Genomic DNA, 24,888 nt, shown 5'->3' on the forward strand with positions numbered 1-24,888 from the left:
TCTTGATTCTTTGTCATTTTGAGACCTTTCACTACCGCGCAAACATTATACTAATCTATCGGCAGATTTGTCTCACACTCCCCTGGCACATAGCGAACTAAGACCTCAACTTTATGAAGAACTCCCAATTCTTCCTCCCTAGTTAGACCATAGCCTGCTTGAATAATACTTTGACAAGGTTGAGGGCTATCAAGCTCTACTGGTTTTGCGTAGGAAGGAATCTCATTCTGGAGTAAAATTATGGCAATATCGCTGCCGGCACCATATTCAAAGTTTGGGTACTCCGGATGCGCTACTGAACCTGCAATGTTGATTCGATCATCTTCTCCATTTTTACCAAACCCAATATAATCACTTTCACTGAGCGGTAGACAGTGCGCTGCCGTTAACACGTGTTTGTTACCAATGATAGTTCCAGTACATACTGCTGATGCTCCAGAGATCTTGACAGTTGACTTCGCCACTTCATCTTCTATACCTATAGAGACACCACCAAAAATTTCAAGTGCAACAGGACTCGCCTTTGGGCAAGGTGTAGTAGAATCATCCTTCGGCATATTATCCATTGTTACTGTACCGTCATCAGTACTGTTTTCCGGAAGATTCGATTCTTCTGGTGTGTCGTCTTCTGTGATCCTATGCCCATCTTCCTGGGAAGAGTGAGTTTCGCAGGCAGGTAAACATAGAAGATTTATGAACGTCATTCCTTTTATGATTGTCTTAGATTTCATCATTAGTATTTCCTTCTGATTGATAATTCAAACCCAGAAGATTGGTTTATTCATGCAATTACTGGTAAAAAATCTTGTTAATATTGTTGGGTCACCGCAAGAAGCCTTACGACCTAAAACGATTAATCAGTTTTTCGATCATTCTTTTCCTCGTATAGCTTGATTCACTGGGCTCGGCACTCTATTGACCACGTCACTTCTTTTATTGCAAGAATAGATAGCAAATTCATTCTGCTAGAAGGTCAACTTTTTGAGTTGATCATAGTGATCTTGTTATGTGATCACTACTTGGAAGAGATTGGGCGAAATCGCCCATTGTTGCAAACAGTGGTTCAAAAAAGCCATTGCTATTGGCAGATAACCTTATGGGCTCTTGCAGCCATTACTTAATCTTCCTGGAGAAGCATCGCATTGGTTATGTTCTTAGCTCCAAACTGCTGAACAGCTGTCGTCCTCATGGTTTGGATCTCATTCTCGTTGAGTGTCCAGCCGCTTGTACCACTGGCCATTAAATTGGTCGTATCTTGCCTATGGGGTAAGCCTAGCTGGTGACCTATTTCATGAGCAGTCGTTCTAGCCTGCTCTGCTTGATCCTGGGTGATTGCCAACTTCATCATTGGTTTGGCCCCTGGTATATACCTTGGAATATCAGACTGTGGAGGGCGTTTATCGTCAACTTTTTGAAGACCCACGTTGTCAATGACGTAGATCTCTCGGTCCGCCATTCCAAAGCTCACACCATTAATATTGGGACGGCCAGGTACTTCCGGTGCAAAGTAGATATCCATCATCTCAGTTGGAGCATCATCTGTAGTGTACTGAGGAATAATTTCGATTTTAGCTAGCGACAAAATCCTTTGAGTTTCAACAATCACTGGCTTAAGTGATGCTTCATCCTTCCATAGCTGGGAATCACCGAGATGAAAAACCACGTTGAGACTCAGACGCTCAGGATCTTCCGCAAACTGTGCTTCTTCCGGCTCAGCTTTCTCTTCTTCGTTTTCTACCAATAGGTCTTCTGGTACTAGCTCATCTTCTTCTTCTTGCACGGTAGCTTCCTCATCTACAGATGAATCTACGGGCAGCCTTTGAGCTCCTTCGTTCAACTCAATGCGAGTGGGGGGGCGACCACAGGCAAGAAGTATGAATGGCATAACTGTAATTAGAGTTCTCATGATGCTCCTCCATAATCTTCAAACTCACCACAAACAGCAAACATATTTCTGGATTCACTGATCTTGGTACATGAACTTCCTATACGATTTTTGTTCCAAGCTGCGGGATTCTACTGGGAATTGGAGTAAGAAGCTGGAATGATGGGCATTATCAAGTTCATTGAAGCTATTGGTGCTTAGTTCGCTAGCGCTTGCCTATTCAAATAGAAGGTTGGATTATTAGTTGCTTACCGAATAGCTGACGAAATTTTTACTCAATATCGACAGAAAAAATTCTGAGTCTTATGAATCTTAAGACGTTATAGCTAGTTAAACTAACTCTAGAGGCTATACGTGAAAAGGTTTATTTCCTAACGATTAGTGCTCTAAAGAGCTTATTGACTTGTTACCGGTTTCTACTTAAGGGGCCCTTCGCAAAAGTTAAGGTGCGAGATTGCTCAAGGGATCGATACTGCGATAGAGATTTTTCCCATAGTCCCTATGGCGCTGTCAGTAGATCTAAGGAGCAAGGTCATCAAGCATAAAGATTGAACTGGCGCTCGCTTACTCTCCTATGTAGCGTCACTAAGCCCACTATCCCTTCTCAATGCAAGCCTCAAAACCTTCTAGTCGCCAAGCATGTCCCATTTGCAGCACAGATGACATGTTAACGATCGTCTTTTTATTCTATTTCTGCTAAGGTCGACTGCCAGATGTTACCCACGTACGAATCGAGGAGAGAACGTGCAATACTTACTTACCATTGGACTCGCTGCTTTTATATGCACCAAAGGGTTTGCTGTCGCAGAAGATGAGAAAGCTAAGGCTTTATTCGAGAATCTATACGCTGAATACTTGGAACTACGACCCGAAGTGGCAACGCGACAAGGCAAGAAGATAGGCTTCGATCGATGGCGCGACTACTCGATTCAAGGGGAGAGCAAAGTTTTCGAACAGGCCAAGGAGCATCTTAAGCGGCTCAAAACAGAACTTTCTAGAGAGAAGCTAAACCAAAAAAATCAGTTGGTTTACGACTTGATTAAGTTTCAATACGAACAAGAGCTAGAAGCCTATCAGTGGCGCGTTCATCATTCGCCAATCAACCACATGCGGGGTGTACACAAGGAGTTTGTATCGCTTTTGACTAACTATCACACTGTCGATAGCCTATCAGACGCTCAAGCCTACTTAAAACGGTTGGGTGGCATTCCAAGCGCTTTGCAAGGAGTTTCCACGAGATTGGATCGAGCGGTTAAAAACAAGATCTACGGGTCTCATCAAACCTATACCCGAATACAAGATGCTCTTCAGAAAATTTTAAAATCTCTGCCGATAGCTGATAACAGCTCCGAGCAACTTTTCTTTTCAGATTTTAGGAATAAGGTAGAAACCTTAAAAATATCAGACAAAGACAAGCAGGCACTTTTAAAGCAAGCTAAACACACTTTGAATAAAAGGGTTCACCCCGCACTGCAAAAATTCCTGACTAAGGTAAAGAAGATCCAGGCTGCGAATCGCTCGGATGATGGGCTGTGGCGAAATCCCAAAGGCAAAGAGTACTATCAAAACAGACTCAACTACTTTACCAGCACACAAATGCGAGCGTCTGAGGTTCATCAACTAGGACTTAGGGAAGTATCGCGCATTCATGGTGAGATGAAGCTTATCAAAGACAAAGTAGGATATAAGGGTACTCTTCAAGAGTTTTTCACCCATATGAGAAGCAATAAAAAGTTTATTTTGCCCAATACCGATGAAGGCAGGAAACTCTATATTGATTCTTTGGAGCAGTATAAGCAGCTTATGAAAGATAACATTCATCTTGCGTTCAGTCGGATGCCAATTGCAAAACTAGAAATCAAGAGAGTTGAGCCGTATCGAGAAAAAAATAGCAGCGCCGCATTTTACCAGTCCGGAGTTCCCGATGGTTCGAAGCCTGGAGTTTATTATGCTAACCTAGCTGATATGAATGGCATGCCCACCTATTTAGCTGAGTCTCTCTTTTATCACGAAGCCGTTCCAGGGCACCACTTTGAGAGATCTATTTCTATTGAGCGACAGGGTGTGCCTCAATTTCAAAGGTATTTTAAAAACACGGCTTATACAGAGGGCTGGGCTTTATATGCGGAGGCTCTAGCCAAAGAGTTGGGTGGCTTCAAAGATCCATACTCAGACTTCGGAAGACTGAATTGGGAATTGCGAAGGGCTTTGCGGCTGGTCGTTGATACGGGACTTCATGACCAAGGCTGGAGCCGTCAAAAGGCGATTGACTACTTTAAAAATAACTCATCCTTTCCTATGAGCGACGTCGTTAATCAGATCGACCGGTACCTAGTCATTCCAGGGCAGGCAACGGCTTATAAAATAGGGATGATCAAGATTCAGGAGTTGAGGCAACTAGCCGAAGAGAAACTTGGAAAGAAATTTGTACTTGCTGAATTTCATGACTTCTTACTTGGTCAAGGTCCACTTCCTTTGACCATCGTTGAGAGTCAAGTTATGTCATGGATTGAGATGAAAGGGCGATGATATCGTTCTTTTCAGACAGCCTTAGTATATAGCACATTCGGTTGCTATATACAGGGCTTGACTAATTACGCGCAGCATTACTCTTGGAATTCTAGAAAGGCCTCATCTGTTTGAGCGTTGAGAAAAGCTAGCAACGCTTCGCGCTCCTGTTGGGTAAGCGTAAAACCTTTCACAGCGGAGTCCTTATTGGGGTTCAGCCGACCATCTCCCTGCCAATGACCATTCGTAAGCTGCCGTCCTCCTCGCTCATACATGGAGATGACATCCTCTAAGGTGCCTATGCTACCATCATGCATATAGGGTGCTGTGACAGCGACGTTTCTTAGACTGGGAACACGAAACTTGCCATCGTCTGCTGATTGCAATGTAAACTCCCCTAATCCACTATGCCCCGCTGGGTAATGTGCTTCACCACCGTCCATGTAGTTCATGCTTTGATTGGGAACCCCATATAAGCCATTATTGAAGAAAATGCTTTCTGGTTCTTCACTACCACCAAGCCAATTATTTGATAGAAGTGGGCCTCCATGGCATTGAGAACAAGCAAGCCTAGGTGATCTAAAAAGAGCCCATCCCTGTTTCTCTAAGTCAGTGAGCGCAGACATGTCCCCGGAAAGATAGCGGTCATAGGAACTGTCGAGTGATACTAGCGTGAGTTGAAAGGCTTGCAATGAATCCAGAATATTATCCCAGTTCCAGCCAGCTTGTATGCCGTAAGCGGCATGATAGAGCTCACCCAGTTCGTCATCGTTGGCCAAGTCAGAGATGATGCCTTCCATGTTGCTATATGCCCCCATTTCGATGGGATTATCACCAAAAAGTGGGACCATGGCTTGATGTTGAAGACTACGTAGTTTCAGATTTGACCAAGTTAGAAACTGAGCAAAAGCGAGGTTGGCTAGAGATGGCGCATTCCGTATCCCTGCCTCCTCTGAAACCCCATTGTGCAAAGGCTCGTTTTTGGTAAAGGCTAGCTTGGGGTCGTGGCAGCTCGCGCAGGAAAGCCTACCATTGAGGGAAAGCTTTGAACTAAAGAACAGAGCCTTGCCTAAGGCAATGCTCTCGTCTGTTACGCGAGACATAACATCTGTTTGCTCCACATAATGAGGCAGATCCCACTCATGTAAGTTTTCTTGATGGTTTTCCGAACTACAGCCTTCGATAAGAAGGAGGCCAAGGCCTCCTAGCAATGATCTTGTGACTTTCAAAATAAGCTCTTGGGCACAGTGATAGAAAATGAACCGTTGTGGCAAGAGTTGCAGGCCCCTACTTTTTTTGGCGCCATGGCTAATAGAACACGGCCGTTGTTGTCGACGACTCTTGCTTGATAGGACTGAGATTGGTAATCAACGCCTTCGTTTTCAGTTGCATAAAAATTGCCATTGCCGTCTATGGGTAGGCGCAAAGCGACTGCGAAGTTCTGCAATTTTTTCTCTGGATCCAACTCTCCCCAAGCTCCGTCTCCAGAGCCAATTTCTACGAAACCACCGGCATCATATTCTGAACCGTCATCCCAAATTAGTGTACCGCCAACTACAAATCGTCCGGGGCCAGGGCCTTGTATCTGATGACAACGTAGACAATTTTCACCAAAGCGCGGATCTCCCAAAGCATGGCTTCGCTTTGAGGTCGATTGTGAACTCAGTGTGATATCGAGGCTTGGGGGGCGTTGGTAGTCCGGGTGCGGCCAGTGGCTAGGATTTCGTGTGTCACTTAAGTCAGCGGTTTCAATACTTAAATCTAAAGATCCAGCATAGGTCTGGCTTCGAAATGCTACTTGCTCTGGTGCACTTAAATTAGGGTTGAGTGTAATGCCAAAGGCCTCGTAGACTGCATCACAGGGTTTGAAGCCAGTGCTATCTGGGCCAAGGCCCAGGTTGCTAGCCCCCATGCAGCCTCTGCCTGTATTGAGGTCGAAAGAACTAAGGATGCGTCCAAGATCAATATTGACTTGATCTTCATTTAGATTGAAATCAATTTCTACCTCAGCGATCATATCGTTGGCACATTTGTAGGGGCCTTCGATGCTCTCAGCTGTGCAGCCTACGGCCCCTGTATGAAGTGAGTATCGCTCCACATTAGTTTCACGGGTTTGGCTGATAAAGTCAGCTTTGAAAAACCGAAATCCACCTGCCCAGGACCACCACATTCCAGGCTCGTTGAGTGGGGCTTCCAAGGATGGAGCGTTTAGGTGGTTTAGCTCAGGGGGAACTCCCACTTTGAAGCGTAGCTTTTCCGTTGGCTTGCTAATATCAGCCTGACCTTTGAGAAAAGCCCTTGTGCCGGATGTCCCTCGATCAGCACAGGCGTTGGAATCATCACTCGTAAAATCGAGAAGGGCTAGCCGATCTGTTTGCCAGCGATAGTCCGCCTCCAGATTGACCTTAACTTCTAAGCCGTCGTCTTGAACAAGCCTTACGTCATGGACGAAGAACCTCAAATCCCGTAGCTCAAGGGTGGCGGATGAAAGAGATAACCCGGAGTAGCTTTCTCCGCAAGAGGCAGGACGATCGTTGACCGTCATGGAAAAAGGTATCATGACTTCATTGCTTTGTTGAGGAGCAGCTTCCTCGTTAGAATCGAAATTGCATGCTGTAAGGGCAAAGGCTGCTACCAGCCCGATAGTCTTCTTCATTATTTGTCCTTTAGGTAATAGTAGTTCCCGGATACAAAAGTTTAGGCTTTGCATCCCGAATGATGATATTTTCTGAGAACTGAAATAGCAGAAAGCTTAGGCTTAAAGCCTTGGCGAACCGCGTCTAAGGCCTACAGGCGAGGAGGTGGTAACTCAAGCAGCTTATAAATATTGTGGGGGGCTAACAGTGCCGGCCAGTTGCTAAAGGATGAAAACGTTAAGTATTCGTCCAGAATTATGGAATCTGGAGCAAGGTAGCTGGACAGAGTCGAGAGTGCACTAGCTTTAAAACAGGTGCATTGATACCAGCGTGCTCCCTCTACAATCTCGTCACTCTCACGGTCCTGGTCAGCAATATGGTGGCAAGATAGGGTTCTTCCTGACTCTAACGCTTCGGCACATCGACATGACTGCACTAGTGCCTTCGCTGCCCCGATCTGAGAAAGCAAGGTTACGATTGCTATGATGGTTGCAATTAATGGTCGCAATGAGCCATCCCGTGAAGATTACACTACCAACATAGTGTTAGAAGAATTGAAATGGTTTAGCAAGATATAATGTCAAAGACTTTCGTAAATCAGAGAAAAATACAGCATGTAGGTATTTTCGTGACTTACTCTAGTTGACTTAAGGTCGATTTTTGATAAAAGCACTCTTCATTCATTTTAGGAAGGGTAAACTATGATCTCTAAGAAAGCGCGGGTGAAGTTACGAAAATTCCATCAGTATGTTGGTCTAGTTCTAGGAGTTCAGCTCCTGTTTTGGATCATCAGTGGTATCTACTTTGCTTGGGTTCCCTTCGACAAGGTTAAGGGACGAGATTTGGCTAGGCAGAGCGCAACCGAGATAGACCTTGACTCTGTAGTCCCATTGACGTCGTTACCGGATCTTAGTGATAAGGTTATCAAACAGCTTAAACTAGTACATAGTGCAGGCAACGACCCAGTGTATAAAGTCGAAACAGAGATTGGCTGGCTTGTATACGATGCGGTTTCCGGAAAACAAGTGAAACGGATGTCAGAAGAAGCAATCAGGCGGTCTGCCCAGGCAGACTACAAAGGCTCAGCTGGTATCTCAGAGGTGTATTTTCTAGATGCTGATCCTCCTCAAGAATACAAAGGTCCCCTGCCGGTGTTTGTCGTGGATTTTGATGATTTAAGGGGGACTCGCCTATATCTCGATGGGAGTACTGGAGAGATCAAGGCCAGAAGAAATCACTTCTGGCGTCTATTTGATTTTTTCTGGATGTTGCATATCTTAGATTTTGAAGACCGAGAGGACTTTAATAACCCGCTTCTAAAGTTAGTATCTCTTGGGTCGCTGTTCATTGTGTTTTCGGGCTATGGTATCTACTATACCAGCTATCGATTGCGGAAGATAAAGGTGAAGAAGCATTGAGAATCAATGATGTCTACCCTCTAATTCTCTAGTCTATTGTTTAGCCTGAAATGGTGTTTAGCAAAGGCTTGAGAATCGGCAAGTGCTTCTGCTAAACTAAGCTTGTCCTGGACATAGAGGGAAATATTCCTCGCTACATTTTTACCAATGGCAGGAAAGCCTTGTATCGAAACAAACTGGGGCCCGCTGTAGGGTATCGGCTTTGCAGTAAAATTCGTCGACTTTGACGTTATGATTTCCTGTAAGACAAAGTCTGCAAATGGCGCTACTTTTTTATACTGCTTGTTGAATGTCGAGTACCGAGCTCCCAAAGGAACACTGACCCAACCGTTGGTTCTTGCAGCAAGACGAACGTATTCCTTAGAGGTTGCCCAGCGAATAAAGGAGTTTGCTTCTGCCTTACTAGAGGTGTTTGCAGGGATGGCAAAGGCCCACGACCATAACCACTTTTCCCCTCCTAAATACTTCGACCTAGGGGCTTTGGTTTGGGCGATCTTGTCATGGACTTCTGACTTCTTTGAATCATAAAGTCGTCCGGCAAGGGAGGTGGCGTCTACAAGTATTCCTATCTTTCCTTTGCTAAATAGGTTCTGGTTTTCTTGCCAACCAAGTTCCCAAGGCTGTGGGGGAGCAAATTCTAATAATTTCTTGTAAAATTTCAGGGCATCACGCCATTCAGTAGAGTCAATCTCAGGATTCCACTGGCGATCGAACCAACGGCCGCCAAATGTATTGACAAGGAGACTGATAAAAGCAATACTTTGGCCCCAGCCAGGCTTACCTCTTATGCCAATACCATAGAAATTGTTCTTAGGATCATGAATTTTTTTCGCATACTTTAAGATCTGCTGATATGTGGGTTGGGCAGGCATTGCAATGCCTGCTTTTTCGAAAACGTCCTTTCTATAGTAAGTCATCACGCTTTCAGAGTAGAACGGAATTCCATAGACTTCATCTTCATACTTCATGGAGTCGATGACAGGTTTTATAAAATCATTTAGGTCGTAGGCAGCGGTGTTGATTGGTGCGATCCACTTTTTTCGGGGCCAAACCCTACTTTCAAATGAACCTATAGTAATAACATCATAGGGAACATAGTCTAGTCTGATGCCACCCCAGAGCTTGTTTCTAAGCTGGGTTTCATCCAGAATTTCCCAGATGATTTCAATATTCGGATACTTATTTTGATAGTGTTGACTAAGCTCTTTCATGGCTAATGTCTCTGGAGTTTTTACAGCTCCAATAACAATATTTTTCTTACCAATGTAGTTTTCATGTCGATGAAAGCCATATTTGGAAACGATTTGATGGTACTCACCGCTAGATCGTATTTCCTTTAGAGCCTTGTTAAAACGATCCCGTAGCTCTAAGTGATCTGGGATCGTTTTGGAAAATCCAAGGTAGTAGTAAGGGTCTTTGAGGTCGAGATTGGTGAATTTTAGTTTGTTGATCAGGTGGGGGAGGCTGTTGACGATAATATCAGATGCAATATGCTTATCAATGATCGCAGCATCAATTCGGTTCAAACCTAGCAGTTCGATTTGTTGTTGATTGCTAGAACAGAGAGTTAGGTTGCCTGATCTAAGAAAAGGGAATTTGATACTATCACCCCGGAGTGCACTGTACTGAAGGGATGGGTTTTGAGCAAGATAGCGATAAAGATCGGTTCCATCTTTGGCATCTAAACTTTGCTTGCTTAGGATCCCGAGATCATTTTTTAATATTGGATCTGATGTGACAAATCCATCTTCAAAATGGTCTTGCCCAAACAGTGGCAGGATCCCGTGATAACCCTTGGGGTTGGCATATACCTTAGCCCTTATCCAAGGGAAAAAGTCGACTTTTATCTGGTAGCCGGCTTTTTTAAGAGCAGCTTCGGTAATTTCTAGCAGCACCCCCTTTTCCTCTGAAGAACTCACATATGGAGCATTCTCACTGGACACTAGTTTCAAGGTTTCTTGAGGTTCTGCGGTTAAGAAGTTTGTGATACCGAAAATCAAGATGCCAATAACAAGGTGCACTCTTTATCTCCGCAATTGATCGTCTCAGGAAGACTGGGACTGTTGACGTCTCGAAGACAAGCATCCGGTATGCCTTGATAAATACAATCCGTTGTTGCTTGTCGTCACCACATTGCCGATATGCCTCTTCTCCGCTCCTTGGCTTGTCTTCTTTTAGTCAGACCAGCTACGTAACTTCGAAACGTCAACAGTCCCTATGAAACTAAGTCACTGACTCAGGGCATAAATGTTCTGTTAAGGATAACCTAAGGCTCACATAATTGGGTATCGGAATTTCTTTAGGTCTGTAAGATATGAGTTTCATGTCACGTTCGCAGTTTGTGTTACCGTTAGGCTCTCATGGCTAGTGCTGAAGTAACAAATCAGTCTGTTGCCTGAGCCAGCCGCTTTTTCGTAGGTTCAGTAAGGTTGCATTAAAACGATCGATATACACCTGATTCTCTGGCTTATTTAAACAAAGCAACGCAGAAGTCGCTTGGTGAATCGACAGTTTTTCGTCGCGGTGGATTTTGGCTCTGTTGCTGCGGAGCAAAGGATACCAGTAGAAGGCGACATCGGCGCGACCCTGATCAAGAAATATAAATAATTTTTTATCTTCTGAAAGGACATAAAGTTTTGCTAAACCGAATTTTTTTTGGGCGCTGCTAACAAAGTTGTTGCCTCTAACGACCACAGCGACCTTGCCCTTCAGCTGTTCAAGGTTACTGATCTTTGGCTTGTCTCGGGGAGTATAGATGCCAACACCCCATGCTAAAAATGGATCGCTTGAGATAGTATCAACCTGGAAGTATTTTTTTGCCGTGGGTGCGTCAGTTCCTAGAAAACAAGGTGCCCGTTCTCGTCTAAACTCTGCGCCCGCTCGTGGCACAGGAGCGAAGATCATCTTGGCTTCGGGGAGGGCTTTTTTTAAAATGGTCGTATAGAATTCGGTGATCACCACCTCGGGAACTAGGACATTGAGGGGCTTATCGGCCTTGGCGTGGGAGCATGAGGCTAAGCATAAGCAGACAAGTAGTAGTGTAAGGCCTCTCACTGACAATATCCTCTTGTTATTCATTCGGTTTTCGCTGGAACTGGCCTCTATCATGACACTTGAACGCGTAAAAGTCACTAGGTCTCAATTGCTTTAAACAGATTTTATTTAGCTCCAGTGATTCATCAAGTGCCTGCATGACAGCGCCTGGGTCACTGTTGTTTTACTGGATATCTTCGGGATCTAGATGCGTAAATATGACATTTAAGTTCGCATCAATTCACCTCACATAAAGCTAATCTCTTCGAGTTCCGTGCGGGTCCAGCATTGGCTATTAATAGTCACAACGAACGGGGCAAACCCCATCCCTTAAACCACGGACATGGAGAATCTCATGAATTTAACAAGGCTTTCAGTAGTGTTTGGGCTACTCATGCCAAGCCTCAGTCAAGGGCAAAGTGGATTTTTTGACCTTCAGCCTATTTCGGACATCACAGCCCCAGTTCTTGTGGGTGGAGGCTCGATCCCAACACCTGTTTTAAAGGCAGCAGAGATCGGGCCGGATACAAGGTTTACACTTCCCGTTTATGACAGCGAGGGCAATTGGCAACGGGATCGCCAGATCACCGCTGAAGACGCATGGGATGAAATCAATGACTGGACTGAGAATACCAAGAGGAAGTACCGTCGCTGGGGTGACGAGCAGGTTCGAAGCCAGACGAAATGGGATTCAGAGCTTGGTGAAAACGTTGAGACCATACTTGTACCACAAGACCAAGATCAGAAGTGGAAGCTCAATGAACAAGCTGATAAAGCGCGTCGTGAGCAGCCTTTGCGCGTGATCCAGCCCCAAAGGCTGAGCACCGCGATCAATCAAACAGCTGGTAATAACAGCACTTTTGGAGTATTTCGCAACGGCAAGTTCACATCTGAAGGGGATAACACTAAAGTAAAGGTCGACCAAAACTTTTCTGCTGGTGGCTTTGTTTTTGGAAAACGTATTTCACTCGTCAACCAATCGACTCGTTCAGATTCAAGATCTAAAACTACTGTGACCGATGTAAAAGTTTTGGATAAAAGCGTTTTCGTAAGTCGTGATGGAACGGTACGTGGTAACAAGCAATTTACCCGAAGCATACGCAAGAGTAAAACCTTCTTTGTCGGGTTGCCCATATCTGTAGGTGGGACAATTGCAGGTACCATGGGTGCAAACTTTGATTACAAGGCCGATGGCCTTGCGTTCAATGGTTCAGTAGAGCCGTTTGTGAACGTCAGTGGTAGTGCTGATGCAGGATTAAATCTATTGTTGGTCAAAGCTGGGGTAGAGGGCTCCCTGACGTTTATTAATAATCGCGTCAGTGCCGAGCTAGATGCAGCACTTCGGGGCCGAACTCTTACAGCAGCCTTGAAGGTTCAAAACAATCAGACTCTCCTGAAGGGTCGGGTATCCATCTTTGCTCGGATCAAGCGTCTCTTCCGTGGGTCCAAAACCTTCCGCAAGACACTATTTACCTTTGGCGGTATCCAAAACAACACGACTCTGATCGACGAACGTTTGGAAGAGCGCCTCTAATCCTTAGACTATTGCTTAACCCTTTGGAGAGATTCGTTATGCTTAAGAAAGTGCTTGGTCTTCTTGCTGTCCTAGTATTGACCCTCGGGTTCCTAAGTTCGCTTAAAGAGAGGCCTGAGGTTCAGAGTCCCGAAGCTGATTTAACGACTAGCTCACAGGTCTTTCGCATCACGACCTCTCCAGGGGATGAGCTTCAATACCACGCTCGTTTTGAAACCACAGTTAGCATTGGCTCTGTTAAGCTTGAGGCCCTCGAAGCACTAAAGTTAGAAGCAGATCTTGTGATTCGTTATTATCAGCAAGATTCCCGAGGCATGCTGGCAGGTATGCGCCTGAAAAACATGGAGATTCAAGCCCCGAAGGCCATGGCACTAGACACCAATCTTGAAAACCTTGAGATTCTATACTTCGATCAGGTTGGTGGTATCGAAGAGTTTTATGTTTCTAAAGATATGGCTCCATGGCTAAGCTCCCTCCTGCGTGGCGCTGCGGCTGCCGTGCAGGTGAGCTTGCCACAGGAGTCGCAACTCACCGTTGGGGCTACTTGGTCAGGGTCCGAACCTAGCCCCAACGGTCCTATTGCCCTTAGAATGAGCAGCACCGTGAACAATGACCGACTCTCACTGGTTAAGTCATATCTACACGTAGCTGGAGATCCCAGCCTGGTTGTCCAGAAAGATTCTCAAGGCTTGTTTAGCTACCATAGGGACGGTTTCTTAATAGGCTTAGATCATCAATTAGCAATTCGAAAGTATGACGAAGGTTCTAGTGTCTTGGGGGCACAGCAAATCCAGCTAACGTTTCAACAGCGTCGTCGCGGTCTCGATTTATTCAATCCGCTAGCAAACCGGCTAAGCAAGATGAATGCGGTAGCCGCCGATGAGCCGCTAGAAGCAAACAAAGAGATGACTACAGTACGGATGAAGCAGGCGCTTTCAGGTCTGACTCAGGAGCAACTACTCGAAAAGATAGTTTCACTTCAAGGTTTTGATGATCAAAATATTGGTGTTGTGCTCATCCAGTTGGAGGCTATGTTACACCTCAATCCTCAGTTTAAAAATGTACTTTGGGATCAATTGCAGCTCGCTCAGAGCACTACCGAGTATGACTGGCAATTGAGTTTGATAATGGGGGCCTTTGCTAGCATGGATGCTGTTGATATTGAAGATGAACTGATTTTCTATAGCGAAAGCAATCGTCATGCGCCGGATGTGGTGCAACAGACCGCCTTTGCATTGTCGGATCTCAAAAAGCCGAGTGTTGCAGTTCGAAATCATCTGATGGATCTTAGCCAGTCCAATGACAGCGAGATACGTACGATGGGGATACTAAGCCTTGGGGCGCTCGCTCGCCATAAAGAACATAATGATCTGGTCTTGAGTCACCTCAGAGCGCAGCTTAGAGACGCTAACGATGATGACAAGCTGATATTCCTAGCAGCGATTAATAATAGCCATAGCCAAGAAAATCTATCCACCCTTTCGAGATACTTCGATTCATCTGATGAGGTCCTAGCAGCCCAAGCGGTCTATGGGTTGAAGCATGTGGCCAGCAAGGATGCGTTACCCTTGCTGGCCAAGACCTTGAGAACTGAGTCCCGTGAAGCTGTATTGTTGCAAGCATTACAGGCGCTGGGGGCTCATGTGCATGATCCTAGAACCTATGATTTGGTACGAATGATAGTTGACGGTGACTACGGGGCGCAGGTTAAGGTTGAAGCCCTGAACGTGGTTGCGGGCATGATCCCTTACAAGCCTGAAGTAAGAGGCTACTTGGAAACAATCAAGGGCAGTCATAGCTACCTTCAACGGATAAGAAGCTATGCCGGGGACATTTTGCTTAGTAGCACTCCCAGTTGAAGGGGGCTTAGGCTCATGCTACCATAGGATACTTTCTACTATTGTTCTCGGAGATGAAGCACTATGAGTACCCTTTTTTCTATTCTGGCAGCCGCGCTCGTCATCATTCTTGCGATTGGTGGATTAGCATCGCTATTTGTATTCTCCCTCGATAATCAGGGCTACAAGGACTTCATCAAGAAGTTTACTCATTGATCGTCAGGGCTCAACTATCTTGCAACTATCTTGTTATTACGAGAAGTAGCGTTTTCAACCTTCCAAGAACCATGGTTGACGTACAAGTCTCGATTTTCCAGCAAATTGTCGATAGGAGATGAGTTGACTGGAGAGTGCTCTGAACAGTATGTACGTTGACAGTTTTTGCTCCTCTGGCATGTCATTTCTGATTCAAAAACTTGGGCGATGCAACTCCTTCGTGAACATATTGACGATATAGCTCCAGACCGCCAGTAAAAGTCTGGCCTGGAGCTCTTCCTTTACAGTATTTCCCTTGATTAGTCCTAGAGCCTCATAAATGCATCTAGATCCTCCTGAATCCTTTGATCTATCGATCAAAGAATACACAGAATCTAAGAATAATTAAAATTTCACTAACAGCTTACCTGAGTGTAACCAGCACAAGAACTACTTGGGTCGTTTGCATCTTTTTCTAAGTCTAGAACGGGGTAATTACCTTTTTCACCTTCGAGTTCCTCTTTTTTCCATCTCCCAGAATATTCCACGACATGTACTTTGTTCTTGTCAAGTCGATAAAGTTTGGTCCACTTTAAGGATCCATTACCGCAGGTTGGTCCCCAGATACGGATTTTACAGAATCCTTTTCCTTGGCCTTTGCATTTCAAAGTCTTCTTTTGGCCAGCTTTTGCCGTTTTGTAATCGTATGAGCTGGACATTGAGCCGTCTTTGGCGTTGTAGCTTTTTATCGATATACTCTTACCTGAGCAATTGCGAATATCGACTGAGATTTCTGCAAAGCTCGATGAAGCTATGAAAAAAGCGAAAATGGCTGTAACTAGATCAAAAAATTTCATGTTGACCTCGTGACTTGATGAAATGAAATATGGAAGAAATAAAAGCTAAGCAAACTTCATCTATGGTTAATTCTGAATTTGGCGGCTTAACCTCCCTAGCAAATTAACAAGAATTTCAGCAAAGAAAAAAAGAGTTTAGGAAAATCAAGCTAACTTTAAAAGAAGAAATGGATCCTCCAAAATAAAAAAATCTTAGATATAGAAATCTCGCGTTAGGGCCTTTACTGAAGATGGAAATGGACTTGTTGCCAAGCAGGTCCTAGCCGTGAACCTTTCCATTTGGAAGCCCTCCACTGTAAAAAGTTTTCTCAACTCGTTGACAATTCGTCTCATTTGATTTTTCATAAAGGTATTCATCCAGACCGACTGAGGGACAGGCCCAGTGACGTCGGGGCAACCACTTAGGTATTCGTTACCAAGGAAAGGTGCCAACTCCTGCGGGGATTATGTCTCCGAGAGATGAACCTAGCTTAGGCTAATTGTCACTCTCCCGACTGTCTCCGCATATCGATTGCAGGAGACGCCGTGCTAGATACACACAAAGACCATCAAGAGATTTCCCAAGTTAGTGAGGCCAGTCATGTGGCGACCTTAGCCATTGCTGGAGATGTCTTGGGCCTAGCGGAAATTCCAAAGGTTAACGTTGCCTATCATCTGCAAGGGAATCCAAGCCAGCCCTGGGTAGCTGTTCAGGGTGGGATCTCTGCCCATCGTGGCGCTGGGCTTGCGATTGCCGGACGGCAGCCCTGGTGGCGGGACGTGGTTGGTCCTCACAAGGCTATCAACACCCAGCAAGTGGCGGTGCTATCCATTGATTTTATTGGTGGAGGGGATGGAAGCTCAGGACCCAAAGACGACAGTTGGCCCTCTGCAACGCAGGTCAGTCCAGAGGTTCAGGCCCGAGCGATCCAGCAAGTCATGGTCCATCATCGGATTCCTCAGTTGAAAGCCTTTGTAGGCGCTTCCTACGGTGGGCAGATTGGACTGAGTTTTCGTTCATTGTTTGCTGATTGCCTTGAGCGCTTGATTGTGATTAGCGCCGCCCATCGACCACATCCTATGGCAAGTGCCTGGCGGCATATCCAAAGAGAAATCATGAGTCTAAGTTCGGAAGGCGATACTTCGACTCAGAAGCGTGGGGTTGCCTTGGCGAGAGCCTTGGCGATGACCACCTATCGTTCCACTGAAGAGTTTGAGGAACGGTTTCAAGGGGATACAGTGGTTGCCTACATCGAGGCTCAAGGCAAACGCTACAGTGAGGCGGTGAACCCCGCCTGCTACCAGACGCTCTCCGCATCTATCGATCATCCTTGCCCCTACCCATCTTTGGAAGGGCCTCCATGCCATATCCTTGGGTTTTGGGAGGATCGGCTCGTTCCACCATCGATTCTCAAAGAGCTTTCTGCTTTGACAGAAGGCTCTCTTCATCTCCATCACTCCCTTTATGGGCACGATGGGTTTCTCAAAGAAATAGACTTGCTGTGGGAGCTGATTCCCCGGTTTTTAGGGAGGTAGAGTTTTATGAGTCATAACCGTTCAAATTCATTTCATCCTGTGACCCGTGTTGTTCGTCAAGGAGTTGAAGACGATTCCCACCATGGTGCGGTGATTCCTCCGATTCACCTAAGTTCAACGTTTAGCTTCGAAGGATATCAAAGCAAGAGGCGTTACGATTACACTCGATCCGGAAATCCGACCCGGGACCTTCTTGCAGAAGCGATCAATGATTTGGAAGGGGGGGCTGGTGCGGTCATCACAAACACCGGCATGTCAGCGATTAATCTTGTTTTACAGCACCTTTCTCCCGGAGATAGGGTGATCGCCAGTCATGACTGCTACGGCGGCACCTACCGGCTCTTAGACCACCTGCGAAAGCGAGGTTCCATTCACGTTGACTTTGTTGATTTTAACCGTCCCGGCGCCCTTGGAGACCTTAAAAACCAAAACGTTCAGCTTTGCTGGCTAGAAACACCGAGCAACCCTCTGCTTCGCATTACAGACGTTCGTCGCGTAGCGGATCACCTCCCTGACAAAGCGCTACTCGTGGTGGATAATACCTTCTTAACGCCAGTAGGGCAGCAGGCCTTTGCCTTAGGGGCTGATATCGTGGTTCATTCAACAACTAAGTACATCAATGGCCATAGCGATGTGGTTGGCGGTGCGGTTGTCGCGAAGACCCCTGAACTAGCGGAGCGCCTAGCTTGGTTGGCCAATTGTTTTGGTTTAACGGGTGCGCCCTTTGACAGCTATCTCACCCTCAGGGGTCTCAGAACCTTACCGATCCGTTTTGCTCAACACCAAAAGAATGCACAGGAGGTAGCAAGTTTTCTGGCTGACCACAGCGCTGTGAAGAAAGTGTATTATCCGGGTCTCCCATCTCATGAAGGCCACAGTGTGGCTAAAAAGCAGCAGGATGGCTTCGGAGCGATGATTAGTTTTAGTCTAGCAGCTGATGCAGAAGATATCCCCATTTTTCTATCCCAACTCAAGCTTTTCTCACTGGCAGAATCCCTGGGCGGAGTCGAAAGTTTGATCGCCCACCCAGCATCCATGACTCATGCAGCCATGGACCCAGATGCGCGTCTTAGGGCAGGTATAGGCGATACCCTACTGCGCTTGTCTATTGGAATTGAAGACGCAGGGGACTTGATTTCTGATCTTAGGGCTGGATTAACAGCTATAGAGTCACGCCCCCGACTTAAGACTCGTGTCGCTCGGGAAGCTTGCTTGTGAGACAGTTTCTTCCCCAGTGAGCGGAGAGATTTGAGGCTTTCTCGGCGTCAGGAGCTGATTAATAAGGCGCCGGCCTCGTGGCACAAAATGATTTTCTAGCCAGGGTGCAATGGTGAATAGGACTCCGTAGTAGCCAATGATTCCCCATAGGGGCATGTGTCCCTCGGGGCGCAGAGCCTTGGTCCAAAGGGTAAAAAGTGGTGCGTGAAGTAGATACATGGTAAAGCTGGCATGAGCTAGCTTTTGAACCCACGATCTTCGGCAGAGCCACGCTAGGGCTCCCTTTTCATGAGCTAAGGCACCGATCAGAACCACCTGAAAGGCCATGAATAGGGCGTGGCGCATATATACATGAGGTACGGCACCGATGAAAAGAAAAGAGGTCAGCATTGCAAGCAGCATAAGATCTGCCCTTAGCCCAGACCACCTTGTGATCTTTTCTTCCTGCTTAGATCTTAATAGCCGGAGTCCCGTGATGATACCTAGGGAGAAGTAAGTCAGCCAGATAACTGGTGAGTAATAGAACGAAGCAATAAATAGCCGACGATTGTCAGCTGAGAGGCCTTCGAATGTATGATAAAATCCAGTACACAAAAGCCAGTTGCAGGCAATTAAAGAAAGGCTCACCAGCACCAGAGAACGCTGGGATCTCTTGGCGAAAAAACGAAGCAAGATTGGGAATAGGACGTAGAATAACATCATAGCAGAAGCAGCCCAGGCCGGAGTATTCCAACTATCAACGCTGGTGGGAATGAAGGTTTGTAGGAGGGTGGCATTGATTAGCCATTGCTTCATGCCGGCAACTGCATTGGGGCCTTGGAAAATGAGCAGACCAGTCATGATTGTGATATGAAGTGGCCAGATACGAGCGATTCGATTTCTAAAAAATTCACTTTTGGAGCCCTTGATCTGCTTGAGATCGGGCGAGGCATATACATAAGTTAGAATAAAACCGGATAGGATAAAGAAAAGGCCAGTAGCTGTAGCTCCAGAAGTTATGACTTGTAAGAGAAACGATGGCAGCTCGGCCCAATAGCCCTCGTTCTTGAACACCGCTCTGTGATGAGCTAGAAAGTGGAATGTAATAAGGTGGATAATTGCAAAAAAACGCAGGCCGTTGATAGCCTCTAAGGCGTTTCGTTTCATCAGGCTTCAGCTCGCTCAAGAAGCGGTTGGCCGCAGTAGGCGCTCGCACAGCGCAGACGCTCCATCTTGCCCCAGCTGTGCTCCTTGCGGAAAAACTTGATGTAACCTGTGACACGAAAGCTGAAGGCGACCATGTCGTAGACTTTCCCGCAGACTAACCACGCTAGATAATTTTTTAAGGTCGAGCCTTTCATATCCTTTGGTCTGTGTCTTTGCTCCAAGTAAATGGACCACAGGTAGGTGCTAGAAAATAAGGCATGGCAGATGAGAAAGCTCGCTAAAAGAGTCGCGCCCATGTTGCCATAAACGGCCCCAGCAACCGTTAGCCCAAGGCTCAAAAGTGCAAAAGCTGGTTCGAATAAACTAATCATGCAGTAGGGTAGAATAGCAAGGCCTAAGGGGCCTAGATTCTTAGAGAAAACAATATCCTTGTTGTTGAAAAAGGATTTGATAAACCCAGCTTGCCAGCGGGCGCGCTGTCGCTGAAAGTTGGCGAGATCGAAGGGTACTTGGGTCCAGCAGTTGGCTTCTGGAACGTGGCCAATATGATAAGGGAGTCCCTGCTCACGGTAGTAGCGATGAAGTTTTAAGGTAAGATCCATATCCTCTGCGAGGGAGGTCGACTCGTAGGCCCCCACGGCTAGTAGAGCATCACGACGAAAGAGGCCGAACGCACCAGAAATGATATAGTTGAGATTCAAGGAACTTAGTGCCACGCGATCTAAATAAAAGATCCTTGCATATTCAACCCGTTGTGCCCACTCCAATGGGTTAAAGCTAGCCTGTTTCGAGCTATCTGATTTTTGAATGGCTCGCGATCGAATTGATCCACCAACGGCAATGGTTTCGGGGCGCTCGATAAATGGCCGTGACAGCAGCTCTAGGGAATTCGACTCTAAAGTCGAATCGGCATCTACAACACAAATATGCTCATATCGAGCGTAGCCTATTCCACAATTGAGAGCATCGGCTTTGCCCTTACCCAAGTTTTTCTTATGTAGAACTTTTAAATTGTCGTGAGTTCGGGATTGAAAGGTAGCTCGCACGGGAGTTTCACTAAGTTTATTGTAAATAGGAATCGGGTGCTCTTCCAAGGAAAAGGCGTCTTTCAAAACCTGAAGGGTTTGGTCCTGGGAGCCATCGTTGACCACTATAACTTCGAAATTTTTATAGTGTGAATCAAGGATAGAGGTGATGGCTGGCGCAATTACGAGGGCTTCGTTATGAGCAGGTACCACGACGGATATTGATAGATTCGAGGGAATCGAGGAACAAGTACTAGACTCACTTGTTGTTCTAAACTTGCTAACCCAGATTTGGAGGGATCGCGATAGCACGAATGCGAATGCGATAAGTTCATTGATTATATATGGTATTACAAGAACCGTCGCCAGCCAAAACCAAGGCTCGGAAAAAAGTGGGTTATTGCTGCTCATGATCTGCTCTCTTCAAAAACGTCTATGGACTATCAAATCAATCGTCCAAATAGACAAGTTTAAGTTTTTAGAAGCTACGAAGGCTTCTAAAGCGCGCCATCGCTACCAGCTATATCCAAAAGTGAGATGGCTTGTCATCAGCATTCATGAGAGTTTTTTGGATCTTTCGATTTTTTGCCTAAATAGAGACAGAATTTGATTGGAATCGCTCTAAGTTGATGAAAATACAGTTCTTGTCTGTCACCAATTAGAGACAGACCAAGGGCTGTGCCGCCTGGTCTAGTGTCAGCTTAGACGGGAATAAGTCGGCTTAAGGAGCAATCTCTTCGATCGTATAGGACATCGCTCGATCGTCGAAGCCTAGATCGAACAGGGATCGGACATCCTCCCGGTAGTCGCGATCAGTGCCGCTAAAGTTAATCTCGTCGAAGAGCCTCACCTCATAGCTTCCCTGAATCGAGAAGGAAGTCATATTCATATATAGCGGCGAGTCAGTTGTGATCTCAGCCACTGTGAATGGAGGGCTATGGCAGACCTCTCTGCGAACTAGCGAGCAATCTTGCAAGTGAGTTAAGTTGGATTTGGTATTACGACGCTACTGGCACCCATGAGGCACCGTTTTAGTGCTGAGAAAAGCACTCCCAGCCTCCACCTGACTAGCCTCAAGCTGTCCGTAGGTGTCACAAGTCACCTTGATACCACTGTGTCCCAGGCGGGTAAAGGGTTTTGGTAATTTCTGGTCAGCGTCGAAAACAATAGCAGGGATTGAGATTGTCGATATGATTTATCGTGATCAAGTTGGAAGCCCAGGTAGTACAGCTGCAGAGCGCTTTGCAGCGCTCGCAGTATAGCTGTGCCCGCTAAAGGGCTGAACTCAGCCTCATGAAAACGATGCGACGGAACCAGGTTATTGAGTATCCTGAGTTGAGTCATGAAATCTACAATGAACCTGAGAAGGTTAAGGCTTTTGATGATCTTAAGGAATGGATTGCTCAGAATAGCAAATACTAGTTGTTTGTTAGGCTCTTATTGAGCCTCATTCTTTCGAGTCTCACTACCCAGGCATGCAGACGCAAATCCGAATACACTAAATTCCAACCCCAATCAAAATAGAGACCGGCCCATAGTTAGAACCATCTGAACCAAAGCGCAACTTTGCTCCCAGATCCAATGTCACCGGTGACTTTCTAAACAACGCATATCCAGCGTAAAATCCATAGCGAAATTCACCTCGGCAACGCTTACTTTGATTCCCATTTTTAGCCGACTCTAACTGGCACAGCCTACCATAGTTTAAATCTCCACCAAACACCGGCGTGAACTCCGTACTATACAAATTGTGCTGTAAGCCAGCTGTAAAAGCCAAGTACTCCTCTTTATAATCTCTTTCTTTCTGTGAAGAGTCGCGAGAGTAAGAGATTCCCACCTGAGCATCATTACTTAGCGTAGACCAACGCTGCCCCAGTTCCAAATACCTCATACGATCAGAGTCACACTGTATAGAAGCTCCCAGTCGGGTGTAAACTCTATTCTTTCGGTATTGCTGCCATTGCTTCAAAGGTCTGGACTGTTTTCCCGAAGAATAACCTCTATGAGATTGTTGAGCTATAAAATCGATTGCTTGATCTGCAATATTTTCAGCATGCATTTTAAGGTAAGATGAATCGCTGTTTGAAGCGTACTCATAGGCCTTGCTAAAAGGAAGTAAAACGACAAAGGGAGGATATGCCCATTTTTTTTCAATACCTGATGAATAGAGGTTTCTCGCAGAGTTTTTTGTGGACAATGTTAAACTAAGTTGATTCGCACAATTTGTAATAGGTAGTGGGAACAGTAGTTTGAAAAAGACATCAATGTTCCCAGAGCGATTCGAGCAGAAGCCCGATTGGTACGAAAATGTCCCTTTCTTCCTTAGGAACGAAATTTGATCTAATTTTATGTGAGCCCTATCGGGAGTATTCACAATCTGAAATTGACTTGGCAAGTGTTCACCAAGAGATTCCTTAAATACTTCATTTTGCTCTGATGTAAGTTCCGGAGTGTTTCCAATATAGACTCGTTTTTGCTCAGAGAAGTGATTTGCTTTGATGGGATCAATTCCAGGATAACTATCTCTTGTTGTTAGACAGGCTGAGATGAGTGGAACAACCATCATAAAAAGCACAAGTCTAGAAAATCGGTTAATCAATCATTTTTACCTTTAAATTATGAAGAAGACTTCCATTCATTAATTGGACCAGGAAGTGCGAATATTATTGCAGCTTTTCTGGCACTTCTAAGTAGTCATAATGGCGAATTAACTGATGCCGAACTGGCAACGTGAATAAAAGGCAGCTAGTTAATAAGCATTTCAGCATCATAAGTAAAGTTTATTATTCGCTCAGGCCGAACTGTCTAGGTCTAAGTTGATTCAAAAATGATGCGTAATCCCGTAGGCATGCCAACCTAGCCCGCTGTTGCTTCTAGCAATATACTGAATGGAAGCCACATCAAACATTTCTTTTTTTCTGGTATTCACCATTTGAAACTCACTTTCACCAGTAGGATGTCGAGTCAGTAAGAGGAACTTCCCCTCAAACTGCTCACAGATCCGTACGTGAGCCTCTCGGCTCATACGGCTCCTGTTAGTACATCGGTATCCATCTCCAATGAGCAAATAATCTAGGTTTTGCTTTGATTATGCGTTGAATTAGTTTAATGGTTCTCCCTTTCTTTCCTCTGAGTTTCGGAAACTTCTTCTGAAACCAGATTCTGAGTCGATCATTTATGTATTTGATAATTGGCACAAAATACGATCTGTTGAACTTCGAATAATAGTTTATCCACCCTTGTATCATAGGATTGAAAGCTCTTGCTATGTCATCTAAGGAGTAGTGTATCCATGATTGAAGTCTCCAGCGGTATTTGATTACATGTCGGATCTGTTTCAGTGCAATCGGACTTGGAGCTGGACTAAAGGTATTAAATCTCCTGTTATCCTTTAAATTCCTTGCCTGTCTTGTTCTGAACCTGAATCCAAGGAAATCAAACTCATAGTTTTCTGCCTTACCCGTGCGAAGCTGGTCTCGACAATAGACAATCTTAGTCTTGTCTTCGTGAAGTTCGATTCCGCACTCAGTGAATCTCTCTCGAATCTTATCCAATAGATAGAGGGCTTGAGCCTCAGTCTTACAATGAGCTAAACCATCGTCTGCATAGCGACACCATTCAATAGTTGAAAAGTTCCTCTTCATCCAATAGTCAAAACAGTAATGCATGCAGAGGTTACTCAAAATTGGAGAGATAACTCCACCTTGAGGTGTCCCTTTCACCCTGTCTGTAAGCGCACCGTTAGACGTTTGCATTGGAGTTCTAAGCCACCGCTCAACATAGAGCAAAGCCCACTTACATCGGATATGCTTGCGAGCAGCTTTGCGGGTAGAAAGAATAGACCCATGATCAAAATACCACCGGTTAGCGTTAGATTGCCAATCTGATTGATGACTTTCGTTTGCTCAAAAACCTCGGTCTTTGCGATTACCAAGGGATACCATGTTCCACCCTGATAGTGATTAAAGCTAGACGTATGAAATACTAGGTTCTGTCTGACGAATACCTAAAAATGGTGTATGATCCTCGAAACTTCTAGGAGACACACCTTGGCTGGTCGTTTTGAGCTCACGGATGAGC

General features: G+C 45.5%; 23 protein-coding genes and 1 riboswitch. Of the genes, 8 read left to right on the forward strand and 15 right to left on the reverse strand.

What is annotated here, in order from left to right:
* Positions 1–50: 50 nt before the first annotated feature.
* Together B9N89_RS29750 and B9N89_RS29755 are read right to left on the reverse strand one after the other, a co-directional pair.
* On the reverse strand, positions 51–734 hold the full coding sequence (locus B9N89_RS29750; protein WP_132325987.1) for a trypsin-like serine protease: 684 nt from the start codon (positions 732–734) through the stop codon (positions 51–53).
* Positions 735–1,117: 383 nt separating this feature from the next.
* Positions 1,118–1,906 (reverse strand): matrixin family metalloprotease, encoded by a 789-nt coding sequence (locus B9N89_RS29755; protein ID WP_132325990.1) that lies wholly within the window; start codon positions 1,904–1,906, stop codon positions 1,118–1,120.
* Between the two features lie 723 nt (positions 1,907–2,629).
* On the opposite strand from B9N89_RS29755, the gene B9N89_RS29760 reads away from it, so the two are divergent.
* Positions 2,630–4,414, forward strand: a complete 1,785-nt coding sequence (locus tag B9N89_RS29760; protein ID WP_159455733.1) for a DUF885 domain-containing protein — start codon at positions 2,630–2,632, stop codon at positions 4,412–4,414.
* A gap of 77 nt (positions 4,415–4,491) precedes the next feature.
* Here B9N89_RS29760 and B9N89_RS29765 read toward each other — a convergent pair whose 3' ends face one another.
* From B9N89_RS29765 to B9N89_RS29775, 3 genes are all read right to left on the reverse strand, one after another.
* Complete coding sequence (locus B9N89_RS29765; RefSeq protein ID WP_132325994.1) at positions 4,492–5,622, reverse strand: cytochrome c peroxidase; 1,131 nt, start codon at positions 5,620–5,622, stop codon at positions 4,492–4,494.
* Positions 5,619–7,049: an MbnP family copper-binding protein gene (locus B9N89_RS29770; RefSeq protein ID WP_159455734.1), complete on the reverse strand. Its 1,431-nt coding sequence runs from the start codon at positions 7,047–7,049 to the stop codon at positions 5,619–5,621. The genes B9N89_RS29765 and B9N89_RS29770 overlap by 4 nt, the downstream gene beginning before the upstream one ends.
* A gap of 131 nt (positions 7,050–7,180) precedes the next feature.
* On the reverse strand, positions 7,181–7,537 hold the full coding sequence (locus tag B9N89_RS29775) for a hypothetical protein (RefSeq protein ID WP_132325998.1): 357 nt from the start codon (positions 7,535–7,537) through the stop codon (positions 7,181–7,183).
* Positions 7,538–7,730: 193 nt separating this feature from the next.
* Here B9N89_RS29775 and B9N89_RS29780 point away from each other — a divergent pair, with 193 nt between their 5' ends.
* On the forward strand, positions 7,731–8,447 hold the full coding sequence (locus B9N89_RS29780) for a hypothetical protein (protein WP_132326000.1): 717 nt from the start codon (positions 7,731–7,733) through the stop codon (positions 8,445–8,447).
* Between the two features lie 20 nt (positions 8,448–8,467).
* On the opposite strand, the gene B9N89_RS29785 is transcribed toward B9N89_RS29780, so the two are convergent.
* Both B9N89_RS29785 and B9N89_RS29790 read right to left on the reverse strand, forming a co-directional pair.
* A complete protein-coding gene (locus B9N89_RS29785) occupies positions 8,468–10,468 on the reverse strand; it encodes an extracellular solute-binding protein (RefSeq protein WP_132326002.1) in 2,001 nt (666 codons plus the stop codon).
* 343 nt (positions 10,469–10,811) lie between these two features.
* Entirely contained in the window at positions 10,812–11,525 is a 714-nt protein-coding gene (locus B9N89_RS29790) for a substrate-binding periplasmic protein (protein ID WP_159455735.1), read from the reverse strand.
* A gap of 310 nt (positions 11,526–11,835) precedes the next feature.
* On the opposite strand from B9N89_RS29790, the gene B9N89_RS29795 reads away from it, so the two are divergent.
* The 3 genes from B9N89_RS29795 (at position 11,836) to B9N89_RS32225 (ending at position 15,068) form a co-directional block, all read left to right on the forward strand.
* Positions 11,836–13,014: a hypothetical protein gene (locus tag B9N89_RS29795; protein ID WP_132326006.1), complete on the forward strand. Its 1,179-nt coding sequence runs from the start codon at positions 11,836–11,838 to the stop codon at positions 13,012–13,014.
* A 38-nt stretch (positions 13,015–13,052) separates the two neighbouring features.
* Positions 13,053–14,873 (forward strand): HEAT repeat domain-containing protein, encoded by a 1,821-nt coding sequence (locus tag B9N89_RS29800; protein WP_132326008.1) that lies wholly within the window; start codon positions 13,053–13,055, stop codon positions 14,871–14,873.
* Between the two features lie 63 nt (positions 14,874–14,936).
* On the forward strand, positions 14,937–15,068 hold the full coding sequence (locus B9N89_RS32225) for a hypothetical protein (protein WP_268808959.1): 132 nt from the start codon (positions 14,937–14,939) through the stop codon (positions 15,066–15,068).
* 395 nt (positions 15,069–15,463) lie between these two features.
* On the opposite strand, the gene B9N89_RS29805 is transcribed toward B9N89_RS32225, so the two are convergent.
* Positions 15,464–15,904: a hypothetical protein gene (locus B9N89_RS29805; RefSeq protein WP_132326010.1), complete on the reverse strand. Its 441-nt coding sequence runs from the start codon at positions 15,902–15,904 to the stop codon at positions 15,464–15,466.
* Between the two features lie 350 nt (positions 15,905–16,254).
* Positions 16,255–16,370: riboswitch (SAM riboswitch) on the forward strand.
* A 59-nt stretch (positions 16,371–16,429) separates the two neighbouring features.
* Between B9N89_RS29805 and B9N89_RS29810 the strand changes: the two genes are divergently transcribed.
* On the forward strand, positions 16,430–17,419 hold the full coding sequence (locus B9N89_RS29810; RefSeq protein ID WP_159455736.1) for an alpha/beta hydrolase family protein: 990 nt from the start codon (positions 16,430–16,432) through the stop codon (positions 17,417–17,419).
* A gap of 6 nt (positions 17,420–17,425) precedes the next feature.
* Positions 17,426–18,637, forward strand: a complete 1,212-nt coding sequence (gene metB / locus B9N89_RS29815; protein WP_132326014.1) for a cystathionine gamma-synthase — start codon at positions 17,426–17,428, stop codon at positions 18,635–18,637.
* Here metB and B9N89_RS29820 read toward each other — a convergent pair.
* The 3 genes from B9N89_RS29820 to B9N89_RS29830 form a co-directional block, all read right to left on the reverse strand.
* On the reverse strand, positions 18,590–19,783 hold the full coding sequence (locus B9N89_RS29820; RefSeq protein ID WP_132326016.1) for an acyltransferase family protein: 1,194 nt from the start codon (positions 19,781–19,783) through the stop codon (positions 18,590–18,592). The genes metB and B9N89_RS29820 overlap by 48 nt on opposite strands.
* On the reverse strand, positions 19,783–21,219 hold the full coding sequence (locus B9N89_RS29825; RefSeq protein ID WP_132326018.1) for a glycosyltransferase family 2 protein: 1,437 nt from the start codon (positions 21,217–21,219) through the stop codon (positions 19,783–19,785). The genes B9N89_RS29820 and B9N89_RS29825 overlap by 1 nt, the downstream gene beginning before the upstream one ends.
* A gap of 310 nt (positions 21,220–21,529) precedes the next feature.
* Positions 21,530–21,730, reverse strand: coding sequence for a beta/gamma crystallin family protein (locus tag B9N89_RS29830; protein ID WP_234996202.1), 201 nt, complete (start codon positions 21,728–21,730; stop codon positions 21,530–21,532).
* Between the two features lie 371 nt (positions 21,731–22,101).
* Between B9N89_RS29830 and B9N89_RS32230 the strand changes: the two genes are divergently transcribed.
* Positions 22,102–22,230, forward strand: coding sequence for a hypothetical protein (locus B9N89_RS32230; protein ID WP_268808960.1), 129 nt, complete (start codon positions 22,102–22,104; stop codon positions 22,228–22,230).
* Positions 22,231–22,306: 76 nt separating this feature from the next.
* On the opposite strand, the gene B9N89_RS29835 is transcribed toward B9N89_RS32230, so the two are convergent.
* The 4 genes from B9N89_RS29835 to B9N89_RS29850 form a co-directional block, all read right to left on the reverse strand.
* Positions 22,307–23,374, reverse strand: a complete 1,068-nt coding sequence (locus B9N89_RS29835; protein ID WP_132326020.1) for a hypothetical protein — start codon at positions 23,372–23,374, stop codon at positions 22,307–22,309.
* 255 nt (positions 23,375–23,629) lie between these two features.
* Positions 23,630–23,833, reverse strand: a complete 204-nt coding sequence (locus tag B9N89_RS29840; protein ID WP_132326022.1) for a hypothetical protein — start codon at positions 23,831–23,833, stop codon at positions 23,630–23,632.
* Between the two features lie 10 nt (positions 23,834–23,843).
* Positions 23,844–24,563 (reverse strand): reverse transcriptase domain-containing protein, encoded by a 720-nt coding sequence (locus B9N89_RS32525; RefSeq protein ID WP_159455738.1) that lies wholly within the window; start codon positions 24,561–24,563, stop codon positions 23,844–23,846.
* On the reverse strand, positions 24,527–24,742 hold the full coding sequence (locus tag B9N89_RS29850; protein WP_132326026.1) for a hypothetical protein: 216 nt from the start codon (positions 24,740–24,742) through the stop codon (positions 24,527–24,529). Before B9N89_RS29850 ends, B9N89_RS32525 begins: the two co-directional genes overlap by 37 nt.
* Between the last annotated feature and the right edge of the window lie 146 nt (positions 24,743–24,888).

Origin of the sequence: Pseudobacteriovorax antillogorgiicola, assembly GCF_900177345.1 — a bacterium.
GTDB classification, from domain to species: Bacteria; Bdellovibrionota_B; Oligoflexia; order Oligoflexales; family Oligoflexaceae; genus Pseudobacteriovorax; species Pseudobacteriovorax antillogorgiicola.

What these genes read in the sequence shown, in the direction of transcription:
- B9N89_RS29750 (WP_132325987.1), bottom strand. Translation starts at nt 734, where the DNA reads ATGATGAAATCTAAGACAATCATAAAAGGAATGACGTTCATAAATCTT.
- B9N89_RS29755 (WP_132325990.1), bottom strand. Translation starts at nt 1,906, where the DNA reads ATGAGAACTCTAATTACAGTTATGCCATTCATACTTCTTGCCTGTGGT.
- B9N89_RS29770 (WP_159455734.1), bottom strand. Translation starts at nt 7,049, where the DNA reads ATGAAGAAGACTATCGGGCTGGTAGCAGCCTTTGCCCTTACAGCATGC.
- B9N89_RS29780 (WP_132326000.1), top strand. Translation starts at nt 7,731, where the DNA reads ATGATCTCTAAGAAAGCGCGGGTGAAGTTACGAAAATTCCATCAGTAT.
- B9N89_RS29790 (WP_159455735.1), bottom strand. Translation starts at nt 11,525, where the DNA reads ATGAATAACAAGAGGATATTGTCAGTGAGAGGCCTTACACTACTACTT.
- B9N89_RS29795 (WP_132326006.1), top strand. Translation starts at nt 11,836, where the DNA reads ATGAATTTAACAAGGCTTTCAGTAGTGTTTGGGCTACTCATGCCAAGC.
- B9N89_RS29800 (WP_132326008.1), top strand. Translation starts at nt 13,053, where the DNA reads ATGCTTAAGAAAGTGCTTGGTCTTCTTGCTGTCCTAGTATTGACCCTC.
- B9N89_RS32225 (WP_268808959.1), top strand. Translation starts at nt 14,937, where the DNA reads ATGAGTACCCTTTTTTCTATTCTGGCAGCCGCGCTCGTCATCATTCTT.
- B9N89_RS29805 (WP_132326010.1), bottom strand. Translation starts at nt 15,904, where the DNA reads ATGAAATTTTTTGATCTAGTTACAGCCATTTTCGCTTTTTTCATAGCT.
- metB (WP_132326014.1), top strand. Translation starts at nt 17,426, where the DNA reads ATGAGTCATAACCGTTCAAATTCATTTCATCCTGTGACCCGTGTTGTT.
- B9N89_RS29820 (WP_132326016.1), bottom strand. Translation starts at nt 19,783, where the DNA reads ATGAAACGAAACGCCTTAGAGGCTATCAACGGCCTGCGTTTTTTTGCA.
- B9N89_RS29825 (WP_132326018.1), bottom strand. Translation starts at nt 21,219, where the DNA reads ATGAGCAGCAATAACCCACTTTTTTCCGAGCCTTGGTTTTGGCTGGCG.
- B9N89_RS32230 (WP_268808960.1), top strand. Translation starts at nt 22,102, where the DNA reads ATGAAAACGATGCGACGGAACCAGGTTATTGAGTATCCTGAGTTGAGT.
- B9N89_RS29835 (WP_132326020.1), bottom strand. Translation starts at nt 23,374, where the DNA reads ATGATGGTTGTTCCACTCATCTCAGCCTGTCTAACAACAAGAGATAGT.
- B9N89_RS29840 (WP_132326022.1), bottom strand. Translation starts at nt 23,833, where the DNA reads ATGAGCCGAGAGGCTCACGTACGGATCTGTGAGCAGTTTGAGGGGAAG.
- B9N89_RS32525 (WP_159455738.1), bottom strand. Translation starts at nt 24,563, where the DNA reads ATGCAAACGTCTAACGGTGCGCTTACAGACAGGGTGAAAGGGACACCT.